The 16,105-nt window shown below is 67.1% G+C and carries 14 protein-coding genes; 10 read left to right on the top strand and 4 right to left on the bottom strand.

Features of this window, described 5'->3' with window-relative positions:
* The first annotated feature begins 103 nt into the window (after window positions 1-103).
* From KDW55_RS08305 to KDW55_RS08275, 7 genes are all read left to right on the top strand, one after another.
* Complete coding sequence (locus tag KDW55_RS08305) at window positions 104-1,411, top strand: MFS transporter (RefSeq protein WP_040142446.1); 1,308 nt, start codon at window positions 104-106, stop codon at window positions 1,409-1,411.
* 333 nt (window positions 1,412-1,744) lie between these two features.
* Window positions 1,745-3,373 (top strand): ABC transporter substrate-binding protein, encoded by a 1,629-nt coding sequence (locus KDW55_RS08300; RefSeq protein WP_040142444.1) that lies wholly within the window; start codon window positions 1,745-1,747, stop codon window positions 3,371-3,373.
* A 118-nt stretch (window positions 3,374-3,491) separates the two neighbouring features.
* Window positions 3,492-4,502 (top strand): ABC transporter permease subunit, encoded by a 1,011-nt coding sequence (locus KDW55_RS08295; protein ID WP_040142442.1) that lies wholly within the window; start codon window positions 3,492-3,494, stop codon window positions 4,500-4,502.
* A 4-nt stretch (window positions 4,503-4,506) separates the two neighbouring features.
* Window positions 4,507-5,424, top strand: a complete 918-nt coding sequence (locus KDW55_RS08290) for an ABC transporter permease subunit (protein ID WP_040142440.1) — start codon at window positions 4,507-4,509, stop codon at window positions 5,422-5,424.
* 2 nt (window positions 5,425-5,426) lie between these two features.
* The gene (locus KDW55_RS08285) at window positions 5,427-6,425 is read left to right on the top strand and encodes an ABC transporter ATP-binding protein (RefSeq protein ID WP_040142438.1); all 999 of its coding nucleotides are present in this window, start codon (window positions 5,427-5,429) and stop codon (window positions 6,423-6,425) included.
* On the top strand, window positions 6,422-7,438 hold the full coding sequence (locus KDW55_RS08280) for a peptide ABC transporter ATP-binding protein (RefSeq protein ID WP_069241851.1): 1,017 nt from the start codon (window positions 6,422-6,424) through the stop codon (window positions 7,436-7,438). Before KDW55_RS08285 ends, KDW55_RS08280 begins: the two co-directional genes overlap by 4 nt.
* Window positions 7,431-8,576: a TraB/GumN family protein gene (locus KDW55_RS08275; RefSeq protein WP_212161814.1), complete on the top strand. Its 1,146-nt coding sequence runs from the start codon at window positions 7,431-7,433 to the stop codon at window positions 8,574-8,576. Before KDW55_RS08280 ends, KDW55_RS08275 begins: the two co-directional genes overlap by 8 nt.
* Before the next feature lie 577 nt (window positions 8,577-9,153).
* On the opposite strand, the gene pxpA is transcribed toward KDW55_RS08275, so the two are convergent.
* Genes pxpA through pxpB form a run of 3 tightly spaced genes read right to left on the bottom strand, consistent with a single transcriptional unit; the run spans window position 9,154 to window position 11,694 of the window.
* On the bottom strand, window positions 9,154-9,918 hold the full coding sequence (gene pxpA / locus KDW55_RS08270) for a 5-oxoprolinase subunit PxpA (protein WP_212148405.1): 765 nt from the start codon (window positions 9,916-9,918) through the stop codon (window positions 9,154-9,156).
* 55 nt (window positions 9,919-9,973) lie between these two features.
* Window positions 9,974-11,041 carry a biotin-dependent carboxyltransferase family protein gene (locus KDW55_RS08265; protein ID WP_209821189.1) on the bottom strand — a complete coding sequence of 356 codons (1,068 nt, stop codon included), beginning with the start codon at window positions 11,039-11,041 and terminating at the stop codon, window positions 9,974-9,976.
* Window positions 11,038-11,694 (bottom strand): 5-oxoprolinase subunit PxpB, encoded by a 657-nt coding sequence (gene pxpB, locus KDW55_RS08260; RefSeq protein ID WP_209821188.1) that lies wholly within the window; start codon window positions 11,692-11,694, stop codon window positions 11,038-11,040. Before pxpB ends, KDW55_RS08265 begins: the two co-directional genes overlap by 4 nt.
* Window positions 11,695-11,842: 148 nt before the next feature.
* Here pxpB and KDW55_RS08255 point away from each other — a divergent pair, with 148 nt between their 5' ends.
* Complete coding sequence (locus tag KDW55_RS08255) at window positions 11,843-12,355, top strand: winged helix DNA-binding protein (RefSeq protein WP_035971582.1); 513 nt, start codon at window positions 11,843-11,845, stop codon at window positions 12,353-12,355.
* A 71-nt stretch (window positions 12,356-12,426) separates the two neighbouring features.
* Here the strand turns inward: KDW55_RS08255 and KDW55_RS08250 are convergent, their stop codons facing one another.
* On the bottom strand, window positions 12,427-13,035 hold the full coding sequence (locus KDW55_RS08250) for a 5-formyltetrahydrofolate cyclo-ligase (protein ID WP_052111013.1): 609 nt from the start codon (window positions 13,033-13,035) through the stop codon (window positions 12,427-12,429).
* 8 nt (window positions 13,036-13,043) lie between these two features.
* On the opposite strand from KDW55_RS08250, the gene KDW55_RS08245 reads away from it, so the two are divergent.
* Together KDW55_RS08245 and KDW55_RS08240 are read left to right on the top strand one after the other, a co-directional pair.
* Window positions 13,044-14,996, top strand: a complete 1,953-nt coding sequence (locus KDW55_RS08245; protein ID WP_040142421.1) for a lytic transglycosylase domain-containing protein — start codon at window positions 13,044-13,046, stop codon at window positions 14,994-14,996.
* A gap of 140 nt (window positions 14,997-15,136) precedes the next feature.
* Window positions 15,137-16,096 carry a complex I NDUFA9 subunit family protein gene (locus KDW55_RS08240; RefSeq protein ID WP_069241843.1) on the top strand — a complete coding sequence of 320 codons (960 nt, stop codon included), beginning with the start codon at window positions 15,137-15,139 and terminating at the stop codon, window positions 16,094-16,096.
* The last annotated feature ends 9 nt before the right edge of the window (window positions 16,097-16,105 follow it).

Below are 16,105 nucleotides of genomic sequence, written 5' to 3'. Positions count from 1 at the left end.
AAATCGGTTCCGTCGCTTTCTACACTCGCTGCACACCAGCGCGCCGCGGCCACTTTGCGCGCCGCACCGGCCGACACGGCGAACTTACGAGGACGAGGCACGCATGGCGACGATTGCGAACTCAACGAAAACGGTGCGGCCCGAGCGTGCGCTGAACCGGCGCGCGGTGGCGGCGGCCGTGATCGGCAACGCGCTCGAGTGGTACGACTTCACGGTGTTCGGCTTCATGACGGTCGTGATCGCCGAGCTGTTCTTTCCGACGTCCAGCGAATACTCGTCGCTGCTGCTCACCACCGCGACGTTTGGCGTCGCGTTCTTCATGCGCCCGATCGGCGGCATCGTGTTCGGCCTCTATGCGGACCGCGCGGGCCGCAAGGCCGCGCTTTCGCTCGTGATCCTGCTGATGACGGCCGGCATCTTCCTGCTCGCGATCGCACCGCCGTACGCGGCGATCGGCATCGGCGGTCCGCTGCTGATCGTGCTCGGACGCCTGCTGCAAGGCTTCTCCGCCGGCGGTGAATTCGGCAGCGCGACCGCGTTGCTGATCGAAGCCGCGCCGTTCTCGAAACGCGGCTTCTACGGCAGCTGGCAGATGGCGAGCCAGGCCGCCGCGCTGCTGATCGGCGCGCTGGTCGGCGCCGCCGTCACGCGCGGGCTGTCGCCCGACGCACTGCGCAGCTGGGGCTGGCGAGTGCCGTTCATCCTCGGGCTCGTGATCGGCCCGATCGGGTTCTACATCCGCCGTCATCTCGCGGATTCCGAAGCATTTCTCCATGCGCAGCAAAGCGGGCGGCGTGCGACGCTCGGCGAAGTGTTCACGCGCCACCCGCGCGAGGTGCTGTGCGGACTCGGCTCGGTGATTGCGTTGACGGTGACCATCTACGTGCTGATCAGCTATCTGCCGACCTTCGCGGTGAAGCAGCTGAAGCTGCCGTATGCGGAATCGTTCTATGCGGTGATCGTCGGCAACCTGCTGCTGATGGTGCTGTCGCCGGTCGCGGGCGCATGGTCGGACCGCATCGGCCGCAAGGGGCTGTCGCTGTGGTCGCTCGTGCTGACGCTCGCGCTGATGTATCCGCTGTTCGCATGGCTCGACGCGGCGCCGAGCATCGGCCGGCTGATCGCGGTGCAGGCCATCCTGTCGGTGACGCTCGCCGGCTATTACGGGCCGTTCGGCGCGATGATCGCCGAGCTGTTTCCGGCCAACGTGCGCTCGACCGGGCTGTCGATCGCGTACAACGTCGCGGTGATGCTGTTCGGCGGCTTCGGCCAGTTCATCGTCACGTGGCTGATCAAGGCGACGGGCACGCCGCTCGCGCCGACCTATTACGTGATGGCGGGGCTCGCGCTGTCGATCGTCGCGGTCGCGTTCGTGCCGGCGCGCAGCGCGGATCTCGACGCGCCGGCCTGACCGACTGCGCTCGGTATTGCATGCGATGCATCGTTTCAGAAAACGTAACGATGCACGCGAATCCCCGGAAAATCCGCGGTCAACCCGCGTGACGCGCGTTCGCGTGCGCGCGGAAATTGTTTAGTTGTCGAAGGAAACATGCGCGGGATGAACGGAATGGCTGCGCCCGCGTCCACCCGCACCTTTTGCGTGCGCGAGACATCGGCAGAAACCCGCGTGAATGCATGTAGAAGAGTTTTTTCTCCAGCTTGTTGCAAAATCGCTAGCTCAAGTAATATCCGCGTACCCCGGCCCCCTGCGGGACCGGTTCCGATCTGGAGACCTGGAGGAAACATGGAATACAACCGTCTGTTGCACACCCTGCGTGTTACCGCCATTGCAGGCGTGGCAGCGGCATCGCTCGGCGTCGCGGGCTCTGCATTCGCACAGATTCCGAACAAAACGCTCGTCTACTGCTCAGAAGGCAGCCCGGCGGGTTTCGATTCCGCGCAATTCACGACCGGCGTCGATTTCACCGCCGCCACGTTCACCGTCTATAACCGCCTCGTCGAATTCGAGCGCGGCGGCACCAAGGTCGAACCGGGCCTCGCCGAAAAATGGGACGTATCGTCCGACGGCAAGGAGTACACGTTCCACCTGCGCCACGGCGTCAAGTTCCACACGACCGACTTCTTCAAGCCGACGCGCGAATTCAACGCGGACGACGTCGTGTTCTCGTTCGAGCGCATGCTCGACCCGAACCAGCCGTTCCGCAAGGCATACCCGGTATCGTTCCCGTACTTCACCGACATGGGCCTCGACAAGCTGATCACGAAGGTCGAGAAGGTCGATCCGTACACCGTGAAGTTCACGCTGTCCCAGCCGAACGCGCCGTTCATCCAGAACATGGCGATGGAATTCGCGTCGATCCTGTCGGCCGAATACGCGGATCAGCTGATGAAGGCCGGCAAGGCCGCCGACATCAATCAGAAGCCGGTCGGCACGGGCCCGTTCATCTTCCGCAGCTACACGAAGGACGCGACGATCCGGTTCGACGGGAATCCTGATTACTGGAAGAAGGGCGCAGTGAAGATCTCGAAGCTGATCTTCTCGATCACGCCGGATCCGGGCGTGCGCGTGCAGAAGATCAAGCGCAACGAATGCCAGGTGATGAGCTATCCGCGTCCGGCCGACATCGCGACGCTGAAGGCCGATTCGAACATCGACATGCCGTCGCAGCCGGGCTTCAACCTCGGGTACCTCGCGTACAACGTCGAGCACAAGCCGGTCGACAAGCTCGAAGTGCGCCAGGCGCTCGACATGGCGATCAACAAGAAGGCGATCCTCGAATCCGTGTATCAGGGCGCGGGCCAGGCTGCGAGCGCGCCGATGCCGCCGACCCAATGGTCGTACGACAAGAACCTGAAGATGGCCGCGTACGACACCGCGAAGGCGAAGGCGCTGCTCGCGAAGGCCGGTTATCCGAACGGTTTCGACATCACGCTGTGGGCGATGCCGGTGCAGCGCGCATACAACCCGAATGCGCGCCTGATGGCGGAGATGATCCAGGCGGACTGGGCGAAGATCGGCGTGAAGGCGAAGATCGTCACGTATGAATGGGGCGAGTACATCAAGCGCGCGCACACGGGCGAGCAGGACACGATGCTGATCGGCTGGACGGGCGACAACGGCGACCCGGACAACTGGCTCGGTACGCTGCTCGGCTGCGAGGCGATCAAGGGCAACAACTTCTCGCACTGGTGCTACAAGCCGTTCGACGATCTGGTCCAGAAGGGCCGCACGACGACGGGCCAGGACGCACGCACGAAGATCTACACGCAGGCGCAGCAGATCTTCGCGCAGCAGCTGCCGTTCTCGCCGATCGCGAACTCGACGGTCTACCAGCCGGTACGCAAGAACGTGGTCGACATGCGGATCGAACCGCTCGGCTACGCGCGTTTCGACGGTGTCAGCGTGAAGTAACCGGCCTGACCTAAGCTGTCGTCATCGAGAAGACCGGCTTGAACTCATCCGGCGGCGAGGGGCCAAAAGCTCCTCGTCGCCGGTCGCACATTTCCCACAAGAAAATACGAGACGCATCATGTTTACATTCGTGTTGCGCCGCGTGGGCATGGTGATTCCGACTTTCATCGGCATCACCATCCTGGCGTTTGCGCTGATTCACCTGATACCGGGCGATCCCATCGAAGTGATGATGGGCGAGCGCGGCGTCGATCCGGCGATGCATGCTGAGGCCATGAAACGCCTCGGGCTCGACCAGCCGCTGCCCGTGCAGTATCTGCACTACATCGGCCGGGCGCTGCATGGCGACCTCGGCATGTCGATCATCACCAACACCAGCGTCGCGGGCGAGTTCTTCGCGCGCTTCCCGGCGACCGTCGAACTGTCGCTGTGCGCACTGGTGTTCGCGCTCGTCGTAGGCCTGCCGGCCGGCGTGATCGCCGCGTTGCGGCGCGGCTCGGTCGTCGATCACGGCGTGATGGGCACCGCGCTCACCGGCTATTCGATGCCGATCTTCTGGTGGGGGCTCATTCTCATCATGGTGTTTTCGTCGTATCTCGGCTGGACGCCCGTGTCGGGCCGCATCGCCGTCGAATACGACTTCCCGCATCCGACCGGCTTCATGCTGATCGACGCGCTGCTTGCGCCGGACGAAGGCTCGTTCAAGTCCGCGGTCAGCCACCTGATCCTGCCATCGATCGTGCTCGGCACGATCCCGCTCGCGGTGATCGCGCGGATGACGCGCTCGTCGATGCTCGAAGTGCTGCGCGAGGATTACATCCGCACAGCCCGCGCGAAGGGGCTGTCGCCCGCGCGCGTGGTCGTCGTGCATGCGCTGCGCAACGCGCTGATTCCGGTCGTCACCGTGATCGGCCTGCAGATCGGCACGCTGCTTGCTGGCGCCGTGCTGACCGAGACGCTCTTTTCGTGGCCCGGCGTCGGCAAGTGGCTGATCGATGCGATCGGCCGCCGCGACTATCCGGTCGTCCAGGGCGGCATCCTGCTGATCGCGACGCTCGTGATCGTCGTGAACCTGGTCGTCGACCTGCTGTACGGCGTGCTGAATCCGCGCATCCGCCACACGAGGTAATGCCATGAGCAATCTGCAAAATACTCTGCCGACCGAATCCGCGCCGGCCGGCGGCCGTGCGCTCGCGCTGCGCGAGTTCTGGGCCAACTTCTCGCGCAACCGCGGCGCCGTCGGCGCCGGCATCGTCGTGCTGCTGCTGATCCTGGTCGCGATCTTCGCGCCGCTGATCGCGCCGCACAGCCCGGTCGAGCAGTACCGCGACTACGTGAAAATCCCGCCCGCGTGGCTCGCCGGCGGCAACTGGCAATTCATCCTCGGCACCGACGAAGCGGGTCGCGACATCCTGTCGCGGCTGATGTTCGGCGCGCGGATGTCGTTCTGGATCGGCTTCGTGTCGGTCGTGCTCGCGCTGATCCCCGGCATCGTGCTCGGGCTGATCGCCGCGTTCTTCCAGAAGTGGGCCGACACGCCGGTGATGCGCATCATGGACGTGCTGCTCGCGCTGCCGTCGCTGCTGCTCGCGGTCGCGGTCGTCGCGATCATCGGGCCGGGCCTCACCAACACGATGTTCGCGATCGCAATCGTCGCGCTGCCGGCCTACGTGCGGCTCACGCGCGCGTCGGCGCTCGGCGAGCTGCAAAAGGAGTACGTGACGGCGTCGCGCGTGGCCGGCGCCGGCACGCTGCGCCTGATGTTCTCGCAAGTGCTGCCGAACTGCACGGCGCCGCTGATCGTGCAGGCGACGCTCGGCTTCTCGTCGGCCATTCTCGATGCGGCCGCGCTCGGCTTCCTCGGTCTCGGCGTGCAGCCGCCGACCGCCGAGTGGGGCGCGATGCTCGCGTCCGCGCGCGACTACATCGACAACGCGTGGTGGATCGTGACGATGCCCGGCCTGTCGATCCTGATTTCGGTGCTCGCGATCAACCTGCTCGGCGACGGGCTGCGCGACGCGCTGGATCCCAAACTGAAGCGGATGGCATGACCATGAGCCAAGATCTACTGACTATCCGCAATCTCGCGGTGAACTTCAACGGCCTGCCCGCAGTCGACCGGATCAACCTGTCGATCGCGCCGGGCGAGGTGGTGGGCGTCGTCGGCGAATCGGGCTCGGGCAAGAGCGTGACGATGATGGCGCTGATGGGCCTGATCGACGCACCGGGCAAGGTGACCGCCGACGAGATCACGTTCAACGGCGTGGATTTGCTGAAGGCGTCGCCGAAGGCGCGCCGCGCGATCGTCGGCAAGGACATCGCGATGGTGTTCCAGGACGCGCTGACGAGCCTGAACCCGAGCTACACGGTCGGCTACCAGATCAAGGAGGTGCTGAAGCTGCACGAAGGCCTGCGCGGCGACGCGCTGCACCGGCGCGCGCTCGAACTGCTCGACCAGGTCGGCATTCCGGATGCGAAGAATCGCATCGCGGCGTTCCCGCACCAGATGTCGGGCGGCATGAACCAGCGCGTGATGATCGCGATGGCGGTCGCATGCAATCCGAAGCTGTTGATCGCGGACGAGCCGACCACCGCGCTCGACGTGACGATCCAGGCGCAGATCATGGATCTGCTGGTAAAACTCCAGAAGGAGCGCGGGATGGCGCTCGTGCTGATCTCGCACGACCTGGCCGTGGTGTCGGAAGTCGCGCAGCGCGTCGCGGTGATGTACGCGGGCGAGGTCATCGAGACCAATCGCGTGCCGGACATCTTCCGCGAACCACATCATCCGTACACCGAAGCGCTGCTTGCCGCAATTCCCGAGCACAATAAGGGTGCGCGGCGCCTTGCCGCATTGCCGGGCATGGTGCCGGGCCGCGATGATCGCCCGTCCGGCTGCCTGTTCGCGCCGCGCTGCAAGTACGTCGTCGACGATTGCCGCAAGGCGCGTCCGGCGCTCGACACGCTGGTTGCCGGCAACGATGCGATGCGCGCGCGCTGCATCAAGCCGCTCAATGTTTCCAACCTCGACCTGACTGGAGGCGCACGATGAATGCTGTCCACGAAACGCGTGCTGCTTCGCACGACGAGGAAGCGGTGCTGGTGGCCGACCAGCTCGCGAAGCACTACACGGTCAAGCGCGGAATGTTCGGGCAGGGCACGGTGAAGGCGCTGAACGGCGTGTCGTTTACGCTCAGGCGCGGCAAGACGCTCGCCGTGGTCGGCGAGTCGGGCTGCGGGAAATCGACGCTCGCGCGCCAGCTCACGATGATCGAGACGCCGACGTCGGGGCATCTGACGATCGACGGCAAGGACGTCGCCGGCGCGAACCGCGAGACGGTCGCCGATCTGCGCCGCCGCGTACAGATGGTGTTCCAGAATCCGTTCGCGTCGCTGAATCCGCGCAAGACCGTCGAGCAGACGCTGTCGGAGCCGCTCGAGATCAACGCGAACCTGAGCGCCGCGGAGCGTGCCGCGCGCATCGCGCAGATCATGCGCACGGTCGGCCTGCGGCCCGAGCATGCGAAGCGCTATCCGCACATGTTCTCGGGCGGGCAGCGCCAGCGTGTCGCGATCGCGCGCGCAATGATCCTCGATCCGCGGATCGTCGTCGCCGACGAGCCGGTGTCCGCGCTCGACGTGTCGATCCAGGCGCAGATCCTGAATCTGTTCATGGATCTGCAGGAGCAGTTCAAGACGAGCTACGTGTTCATCTCGCACAACCTGGCGGTGGTCGAGCACGTCGCGGACGACGTGATGGTGATGTATTTCGGCAGCGTCGCCGAGCTCGGCGACAAGGCGACGATTTACGCGCGGCCGCGGCATCCGTACACGCGCGCGCTGATGTCGGCGACGCCGGCGATCTTCGAGGAAGACCGCCGCGTACAGATCAAGCTGCAGGGCGAGCTGCCGTCGCCGCTCAATCCGCCGCCGGGCTGCGCGTTTCACCAGCGCTGCCCGTATGCGGTCGAGCGCTGCCGTGTCGAGGAACCGCAGCTGCGCGACGTCGACGGACGCCGCGTGGCCTGCCATCGCGCCGAGGAGGTGGGGGAGGCGAATGCCTGATGGTGTGGCGGCGCGCGCGCCTCGCGCGCGCCGCTCGGAGGCCGGCCGCGCGCACGTGATGCGCGCGTGCCGCAACGCACGTCGCTGGAGCGTGCGCACGGTCACGGGCGCGGCGCTGGCCGGCGCATGCGTGGCCGCCAGCGTGCTGGTCCCGGTCGACGCCGCGCGTGCCGAAGGGCGCGCGCCGGCGAGTTCGCCGATCCATCCGTCGCAGGTCCCGCCGCCCGGCGTGAGCCTGCCGGGGTTTCACGCGCCGTCCGGGCCGAACGGCACGGTCGCGCGCGGCACGGTGCGCGTGCAGCCTGCGCGCATGCCGTTCTATGTCGCGACGAAGGGCAAGGTCACGCTGTACGTGCTCGGCACGCTGCATACGGGCGACCCGTCCGACTATCCGCCTGCCCAGCCGTTCCGGCCGCCGATTCTCGCGGCGCTCGCCGCGTCGCCGACGCTCGCGCTGGAGCTGTCGCCAGACGACCTGCTCGAATCGCAGGACGACGTGTCGAAGTACGGCGTGTGCCGCTACCCGTGCCTGCAGCGTCTGCTGCCAGAGCCGCTGTGGCAGCGGCTCGCCGCGCGGCTGCGCGGCAATCCGGCTGCGCTGACGGAGATCCGCCGGATGCGCCCGTGGCTCGCCGCGCTGGTCGTCGAGACCTACGATTCGCTGTCGGCTGGCCTGCAGACGGAGTTTGGCACCGAGGCGCAACTGCAGAACGTGTTCCTGAAGAAGAAGGGCGGCCGCGTGATCGGGCTCGAGACGCTCGCCGAGCAGATGCGCGCGTTCACGGGGCTCACGCTTGCCGAGCAGCGCGAGATGCTCGCGCAGGACATGGTGCAAACCCCTGCGCAGAACGCCGACGACATCAAGGCGCTGCACCGGCTGTGGCAAATTGGCGACGCCGATGCGATCTCCGCGTGGGCGGTTGCGAAGAGCGAGCGGCTTGCCCGTTCGAAGGCGCTGTCGGCGTCGATCGACAACAAGATCCTGTACGAGCGCAACCGGCGCTTCGTTGCACGGATGACGGCAATCGCCGCGCCGAACCGGCCGGTATTCGTGGCGATCGGCGCGCTGCATTTGGGCGGCCAGCGCGGCGTGCTCGAATTGTTGCGCCAGCAAGGATACCGCGTCGACGCGAACTGATCGCGCGCCGCCGCGCGCATCGATCCTGCCCTGTTTGACCGGCGACCTCGACGCAATGCGCCGCGCATGCGCGGCGTCGCGGGGCGATAAGGAAAACCCTTGAATCGTCAGAAAATAGCGTTTAAAACGATTGACATCCGGTTCTGGCAATCTCTATTCTTCACCCCACAAGTTGAAAAAATGAAAAGAATAGATAAGTTCTACGGGGTAGCAGAAAACAAAGCGCGGGGTTGGCGTAGCCGGCACGTATCATCGTGCCGGCCGCGGAGTGTCTGCATGCACGGCGGGGCCAAACATCGTCGGTACAACAAATGCATGCGACAGACTTGCGGCATAAGCAACGTTCCGTCGTCCGACCGGGGGAAGCAGTAATCGGGCGGCGGCGGACGTTTTTTAATCCGGAGCATCTTTCCGGTCACCGTCGACGGACGGTTTCGGGGGGCGAGAATCGACAGACGGCGAAGCCGCAGCGATCGCGCCAACGGAAAAGCGCCACGAGGGCGCTTTTTTCTTTTGTGGCGGCGGGTGGCGTCCCGAGTTTGGTCGCGATGCGGCGTGAGTGTGCGCTTGCGAGTCGTTACACGTCTTCGTCCGCCTGCACCGCACCGGGTGCGACGACGTCAACCCCCGCCGCCTCCAACGCCGCACGAATCCTTTTCGCGAACGCCAGCGCATGCGGCCCGTCGCCGTGCAGGCAGACCGTCTGCGCGTTGAGCGGCACCCATTCGCCGCTCACCGCGCGCACCTGCCGCTCGCGCACCATGTCGAGCGTGCGTGCGAGCACCGCGTCTTCGTCGTCGATCAGCGCGCCGGGCTGGTTGCGCGGCACGAGCGAGCCGTCCGCGCGGTAGCCGCGATCGGCGAACACCTCTTCCACCGCGGCAAGGCCGGCGTGGCGCGCGGCCGCGACGAACACGCTGTTCGCGAGGCCGAACACAGCGAGCGACGGATCGAAGTCGTGAATCGCCGACACGACCGCGTCGGCAATCATCGGATCGCGTGCGGCCTGGTTGTACAGCGCGCCGTGCGGCTTCACGTGCGCGATGCGGCCGCCCTCGGCCTGCGCGATCGCGGATAGCGCGCCGAGCTGGTACAACACGCCCGCGTAGATGTCGCCGGCCGGCAACTGCATTTCCTTTCGGCCGAAATTCTCCGGATCGTGAAAGCTCGGATGGGCGCCGATCGACACGCCCTTCTGCACGGCCCACCGCACGCAGTCGCGCATCGCATTGGCGCCCCCCGCATGCCAGCCGCACGCGATGTTCGCCGACGTGACGAGATCGAGCAGCGCCTCGTCCGATCCGCATCCTTCGCCGAGATCGGCGTTCAGATCGATTTCCATGATGTTCCTCGTCCACTGATCGCGTGGCGCGTCCTTCGTCCTGCTTCCGCCATTGTCACGCTGCGCGCGATTGCGCGCGAAGGCGGGTTTCCTCGCGCATCTCGATCGCGACGTCGATCTGCCGCAGATACGCGCGTTCCGCGGTGAGCGCGGCGCGCGCGGCATCGAGCGTCGTGCGCACGAAGCGGATCGGCAGGTTGAGCCGCGCCTGCGCGAGTTTCCACAGATCCGCGCGGATCACCGTGCCGATCTTCGGGTAGCCGCCGGTGGTCTGCGCGTCGTGCATCAGCACGATCGGCTGGCCGTTCGGCGGCACCTGGATCGTGCCGGGCAGCACCGCATGCGACAGCAGCTCGACCGGCCGCTCGCGCACGAGCTCCGCGCCGGCGAGCCGATAGCCCATCCGGTTGCTGTTCGCTGTGACGAGCCATTCCTCGTCCCAGAACGCCTGCTGCGAATCGGCCGCGAACGACGCGTAATCGGGGCCCGGCAGCACGCGCACGGGCATCGCCCACGGTGCATGCGCCGGCCGGTGGCGGCGCGGCGGCTCGTCGACGCGCACGAACGCGCACCACGCGGGCGCCTTCACGCCGAATTCGGGCGCATCGGCCGCGAGGCAGCCGGCGCCCGTGGGCGGCACGCCGATCGGAAGCCGGTCGCCGTCGCGCAGCGCGCGGCCGCCGAGCCCGCCGAAGCGCGACGCGAGATCGGTGCTGCGCGAGCCGAGCATCGGCAGCACGTCGATGCCGCCCGCGATGCACAGGTAGCCGCGCATCCCGCGCTTCGCGGCCGGCAGCACGAGCGTCTGCCCGGCGTCGACCGGCAGGCTCCACCATGAGTACACGGGCTGGCCGTCGAGCGTCGCGCCGAATTCGGTTCCCGTGATCGCGATGCGCGTCGCGCGCGTGAAGCGGAACGCGGCGGGCCCGATCGTGATTTCGACGGCTGCCGCGTCGGGGCGGTTGCCGACGAGGCGGTTGCCGACCTCCAGCGCGAGGCCGTCGAGCGCGCCGCCCTGCGCGACGCCGAGATGGCGCGTGCCGCGGCGGCCGAGATCCTGCACGGTCGATAGCGGGCCGGCGCGGACGACTTCGATCGTGCCCGGTGCGGTGCTCTGGGTCATGTCGCGTCGGCTCCGGCAATGGTGAAGCGCACGCGGTCGCCCGGCAGCAGCAGTGTCGGCTGCGCGCGCGCCGGGTCGAACAGGACGTGCGACGTGCGGCCGATCAACTGCCAGCCGCCGGGCGACGTGGCCGGATAGATCCCGGTCTGCGCGCCGCCGATACCGACCGAGCCGGCCGGCACTTCCAGCCGCGGCGCTGCGCGCCGTGGCGTGTGCAGCGACGCGTCGAGGCCGCCCAGATACGCGAAGCCCGGCTGGAAGCCGACGAAGAACACGACGTATTCGCCGGCCGCGTGGCGCGCGACGACTTCATCGGCCGACAGCCCCGTGTGCGCGGCGACCGCCGCGAGGTCGGGGCCGGCTGCGCCGCCGTATTCGACGGGGATTTCGATCTCGCGGCCGTCCGCGTGGCCGACGTCGGCGGTTTCCCACGCATCGCGCAGCGCCGGCGTGAGCGACTCCGCCGTCGCGGCGAGCGCGTCGAATACGATCGTCAGATTGTTCATGCCCGGCACGACGTCGATCACGTCGGGCCACGCGCGCGCGGCCTCGGCGACGGCCCAGACGCGGCGCTGGCAATCGAGCGTGGCGGGCGGCGGCACCTCGCAGACGAGGGCGGCATCGCCGAGCGGATAAATGCGGGGTTGCGTCATCGGACTGGCACGGTTCGGACGGCAATGTTAGCGCACATTGTCAATAAAATATCGACAACTTCCCAATAAGCGTTTTCGCCTAGCTCGTATGCCAGGGCTTCTGTCGTACACTCGGCACACCCTGACATCCTGCTTGCGCTGACTTTCCATGAAGCGTCCTCCGACCAAGATCGTGTCTTCCGAACACCTCGTTTCCGAGTCGAGCGCGGAGCTGTCGGAACTCGAATACGGGCTCATCATGGCCGGCAACGCATTCAACCGATGGATGGTGCGCTGCATGTCGGCCGCAGGCGCGAAGGACATGACGGCGGTCGAGGTGTCGCTGCTGCATCACGTGAGCCATCGCGAACGCAAGAAGAAGCTCGCCGACATCTGCTTCGTGCTCAATATCGAGGATACGCACGTCGCGACCTATGCGCTGAAAAAACTGATCGCGCGCGGCTACGTGAAAAGCGAGAAGAGCGGCAAGGAAGTGTTCTTCTTCGCGACCGACGCGGGCCGCGAGCTGTGTCTGAAGTATCGGGAGGTGCGCGAGCACTGCCTGATCGAGACGCTGAAGGACAGCGGCCTCACCAACGAGCAGATCGGCGACGCGGCGCAATTGCTGCGCCACGCATCGGGCCTCTACGACACGGCCGCGCGCGCGGCGGCTTCGCTGTAAACGGTTGCGGACGGAGCGGCGGCAAACGCGGTGACCCGCGGCATGCCGCGTGCGCGGCGTCGCGCACCGCGTCATCCCGCGGACGGATAAAGCGCGCCGTCCGTCACGATCCAGTTCATTGCGAGATCGTGCGCTTCGGCGGGCAACTCGTCCACGCGGCATGCTTCGTACGCGACGCCGACCGTCACCGGCAGCGTGTCGCCGGGCCATACCGCGAGCGTGCGATCGTAGTAGCCGCCGCCATAGCCGAGCCGATACCGCTGCAGGTCGAATCCCACGCACGGAATCAGCAGCAGATCGGGCACGACGACGATGCCCGATGCGGGCTCCGGAATCCGGTGATGGCCTTCGCGCATCGGCGTATCCGCATCCCATGCATGGAACGCGAGCGGCGTGTGCTTCTCGCCGATCACCGGCAACGCGGCCCGCCGGCCGGTGCCTGCCGCGACCCACGCGAGGACCGCGTCGCGTGCGTCGAATTCGCCCGGCAGCGGCCAGTAGAAGCCTACCGTGGACGGTGCGAGCCGTTCGAGCAACGCGCGCAGCCGCGCGTCGAGCGCGGCATTCGCCGGGGGCTGCGACGCGGCGTCGCGACGCGCGCCGGACAGCGTTTTGCGCAGTGCAACCTTCGGGTTCGGCACAGGGTTGCATGCTATGCTTTCGCTCAATTCGTGCTCCATTCAATACGATGTCGAACAGCCTTTTCCGAGTATATCGCGCGGTCGCGCTCACGCTTTCGGCCGCCGCGCTCGTCACGGGCACGGCAGCGTGCGCCGCACCGGGCGACGACACGCTCGCCGGGGACGACCAGATCTTCGTGCAGCTTCGCGAAGCCGCGCGCCGCAACGACGCAGCGAAGGCAGCGCAGCTCGCGTCGATGATCCCCAACTATCCGGTGCCGTCCTACGTCGAGTATTTCCAGATCAAGCCGCAGTTGTTCGATTCGACGGGGCGCGCGCGTGTCGACGCGCCCGACGCCCCCGTGCAGTCGTTCCTGCAGCGCTACGACGGTCAGGCGATCGCCGATCGCATGCGCAACGACTATCTGCTCGTGCTCGGCGCGCGCCACGACTGGCGCAACTTCGACGATCAGTACAAGCGCTTCGTGCTCGACGACGACACGCAGGTCAAGTGCTACGCGCTCGAATCGCGCGCGGCGCGCGGCGAGAATGTCGCCGAGGCGGCGCGCGCGCTGCTCGTGGAGCCGAAATACTACGGCGATGCCTGTGTCGACCTGATTACCGCGCTCGCGGTGAACCAGCAGTTCACGAGCGACGACGTGTGGCAGCAGGCGCGCCTCGCGTACGAGCAGAACTACACGACGCTCGGCGGCAAGATCGTCGACGCGCTCGGCCCGCGCCCCGTCGGTTTCGATCAGGCGACGAGCGCGCCGCCGCTGTACCTCGCGCGCGGCATCGGCCCCGACGCGGCATCGCACCAGCTCGCGCTGATCGCACTCGGCCGGATGGCGCGCAACGACCCTGACGCGGCAGCAGGGATGCTCACGTCGGTCGCCGGCTCGTTGACGAAGCAGGAGCAAGCGATCGCGTGGGGCGCGATCGGCTATCAGGGCGCGATCAAGCGCTCGCCGCTCGCGTCGGTGTGGTACGCGAAATCGGCGAACGCGCCGCTGTCGAATCCGGGCTACGAATGGCGCACGCGCGCCGCGCTGCTCGCCGGCAACTGGCCGATGGTGCGCTGGTCGATCGAGCAGATGCCGCCGTCGCTGCGCGACGATCCGGCGTGGATCTACTGGCATGCGCGTGCGCTGAAGCAAAGCGGCGACACGCTGCAGGCGAACCAGGAATTCGAGCAGGTCGCGGGGCAGTACAACTTCTACGGGCAGCTCGCCGGCGAGGAGCTCGGCCAGCGCACGTCGATCCCGCCGCGCACGAAGGTGAGCGACGCCGAGATCGACGCGATGAGCAAGATCCCGGGCTTCGCGCTCGCGCAGCGCTTCTACGGGTTGAACCTGCGCCTCGAAGGCAACCGCGAATGGAACTGGCCGCTGCGCGGGATGACCGACCGCCAGCTGCTCGCGGCCGCGGAATACGGCAAGCGCATCGATCTGCTCGACCGCACGGTCAATACGGCCGACCGCACGAAGGCCGAGCACGACTTCACGCTGCGCTATCCGTCGCCGTACCGCGACATCGTCGAGCGCTACGCGCAGTCGACGGGCCTCGACATCGAATGGGCGTACGGGCTGATCCGCCAGGAGTCGCGCTTCATCACGAACGCGCGTTCGTCGGTCGGCGCGGGCGGGCTGATGCAGCTGATGCCGGCCACCGCGCAACTCGTCGCGAAGAAGCTCGGGATGGGCACGATCACGCGCGCGCAGATGCACGACATCGACACCAACATCCAGCTCGGCACCTGGTATCTGGCGGACATCTACAACAACTTCGACAGCTCGCCGGTGCTCGCGACCGCCGGATACAACGCAGGCCCGGGCCGGCCGCGCCAGTGGCGCCAGGTGTTGACGCAGCCGGTCGAAGGCGCGATCTTCGCGGAAACGATTCCGTTCAACGAGACGCGCGACTACGTGAAGAACGTGCTGTCGAATACCGTCTACTACGCAGCGCTCTTCGAGGGCAAACCGCAGTCGTTGAAGAAACGTCTCGGCATGATCTCGCCCTGATCCGCAAGCTTCACACTGCCGCGTGACACGCGGCAGTGTTCAAGGGCTGGTCACGCTGATGACGGGCTCGTCCCCGGACGGGAAAAACCGTCAATGCGGCTAACGTGACCAGCGCGAACAGCCGCTGAGAGGACCCGAACATGGATCGCCAGACCGTCGCGCTATTGGGCGGCACCGGCTTCATCGGCAGCCGGCTCGTCAACGCTTTGATCGACGCCGGCAAGCACGTGCGGATCGGCACGCGGCGGCGCGAGCACGCGCGCCACCTGCAGATGCTGCCGGTCGAGATCGTCGAGCTCGACGCGCTCGATGCGCGCACGCTCGCGCGATTCGTCGCCGGTGCGCATGCGGCCGTGAATCTCGTCGGCGTGCTGCATGGCGGCTACGGCACACCGTACGGGCCCGGCTTCGAGCGCGCGCACGTGGCGCTGCCGGCGGCGCTCGCCGCGGCATGCGTCGGCGCCGGCGTGCGGCGCGTGCTGCACATGAGTGCGCTCGGCGCCGATTCGAACGGCGCGAGCATGTATCTGCGCTCCAAAGGCGACGGCGAAGCCGCGCTGCATGCGGTCGCGGCAACCGATTCGCTCGCGCTGACGATCTTCCGCCCGTCGGTCGTGTTCGGCCCCGGCGACGCGTTCCTGAACACGTTCGCGAACCTGCAGCGCGCGCTGCCGGTGCTGCCGCTCGCGATGCCCGACGCGCGCTTTCAGCCGGTATTCGTCGGCGACGTCGTGCACGCGTTCGTCAACACGCTCGATCTCGCCGGCGCGCATGGCAAGACCTACGAGCTCGGCGGCCCGACCGTGTACACACTCGAGCAGCTGGTGCGGTACTGCGGCACGCTGGTGGGCCGGCAGGCACGCATCGTGCGGCTGCCCGACGCGCTCGCGCGGCTGCAGGCGCGCGCGTTCGAACTGCTGCCCGGCGAACCGGTGATCACGCGCGACAACCTCGCGTCGATGTCGGTGCCGAACGTGCTGTCGGGGCCGATGGCGCCGGAGCTCGGGATTGCGCCCGCGAGTCTCGAGAGTATCGCGCCCGCGTATCTCGGCCACACCGCGCAGCGCTCGCGCTTCGACTGGCTCCGCTCGCGCCGCTAGGCGCCGCGC

Source organism: Burkholderia sp. AU19243, from assembly GCF_018148075.1.
Taxonomy (GTDB): domain Bacteria; phylum Pseudomonadota; class Gammaproteobacteria; order Burkholderiales; family Burkholderiaceae; genus Burkholderia; species Burkholderia latens_A.
The sequence above is the reverse complement of the archived record's forward strand: the minus strand, read 5'-3'. Positions and strand labels throughout refer to the sequence as shown.

Bases quoted from the DNA above. Each gene is read 5' to 3' on its own strand.
- KDW55_RS08305 (WP_040142446.1), top strand. From the start codon at position 104: ATGGCGACGATTGCGAACTCAACGAAAACGGTGCGGCCCGAGCGTGCG.
- KDW55_RS08300 (WP_040142444.1), top strand. From the start codon at position 1,745: ATGGAATACAACCGTCTGTTGCACACCCTGCGTGTTACCGCCATTGCA.
- KDW55_RS08295 (WP_040142442.1), top strand. From the start codon at position 3,492: ATGTTTACATTCGTGTTGCGCCGCGTGGGCATGGTGATTCCGACTTTC.
- KDW55_RS08290 (WP_040142440.1), top strand. From the start codon at position 4,507: ATGAGCAATCTGCAAAATACTCTGCCGACCGAATCCGCGCCGGCCGGC.
- KDW55_RS08285 (WP_040142438.1), top strand. From the start codon at position 5,427: ATGAGCCAAGATCTACTGACTATCCGCAATCTCGCGGTGAACTTCAAC.
- KDW55_RS08280 (WP_069241851.1), top strand. From the start codon at position 6,422: ATGAATGCTGTCCACGAAACGCGTGCTGCTTCGCACGACGAGGAAGCG.
- KDW55_RS08275 (WP_212161814.1), top strand. From the start codon at position 7,431: ATGCCTGATGGTGTGGCGGCGCGCGCGCCTCGCGCGCGCCGCTCGGAG.
- pxpA (WP_212148405.1), bottom strand. From the start codon at position 9,918: ATGGAAATCGATCTGAACGCCGATCTCGGCGAAGGATGCGGATCGGAC.
- KDW55_RS08265 (WP_209821189.1), bottom strand. From the start codon at position 11,041: ATGACCCAGAGCACCGCACCGGGCACGATCGAAGTCGTCCGCGCCGGC.
- pxpB (WP_209821188.1), bottom strand. From the start codon at position 11,694: ATGACGCAACCCCGCATTTATCCGCTCGGCGATGCCGCCCTCGTCTGC.
- KDW55_RS08255 (WP_035971582.1), top strand. From the start codon at position 11,843: ATGAAGCGTCCTCCGACCAAGATCGTGTCTTCCGAACACCTCGTTTCC.
- KDW55_RS08250 (WP_052111013.1), bottom strand. From the start codon at position 13,035: ATGGAGCACGAATTGAGCGAAAGCATAGCATGCAACCCTGTGCCGAAC.
- KDW55_RS08245 (WP_040142421.1), top strand. From the start codon at position 13,044: ATGTCGAACAGCCTTTTCCGAGTATATCGCGCGGTCGCGCTCACGCTT.
- KDW55_RS08240 (WP_069241843.1), top strand. From the start codon at position 15,137: ATGGATCGCCAGACCGTCGCGCTATTGGGCGGCACCGGCTTCATCGGC.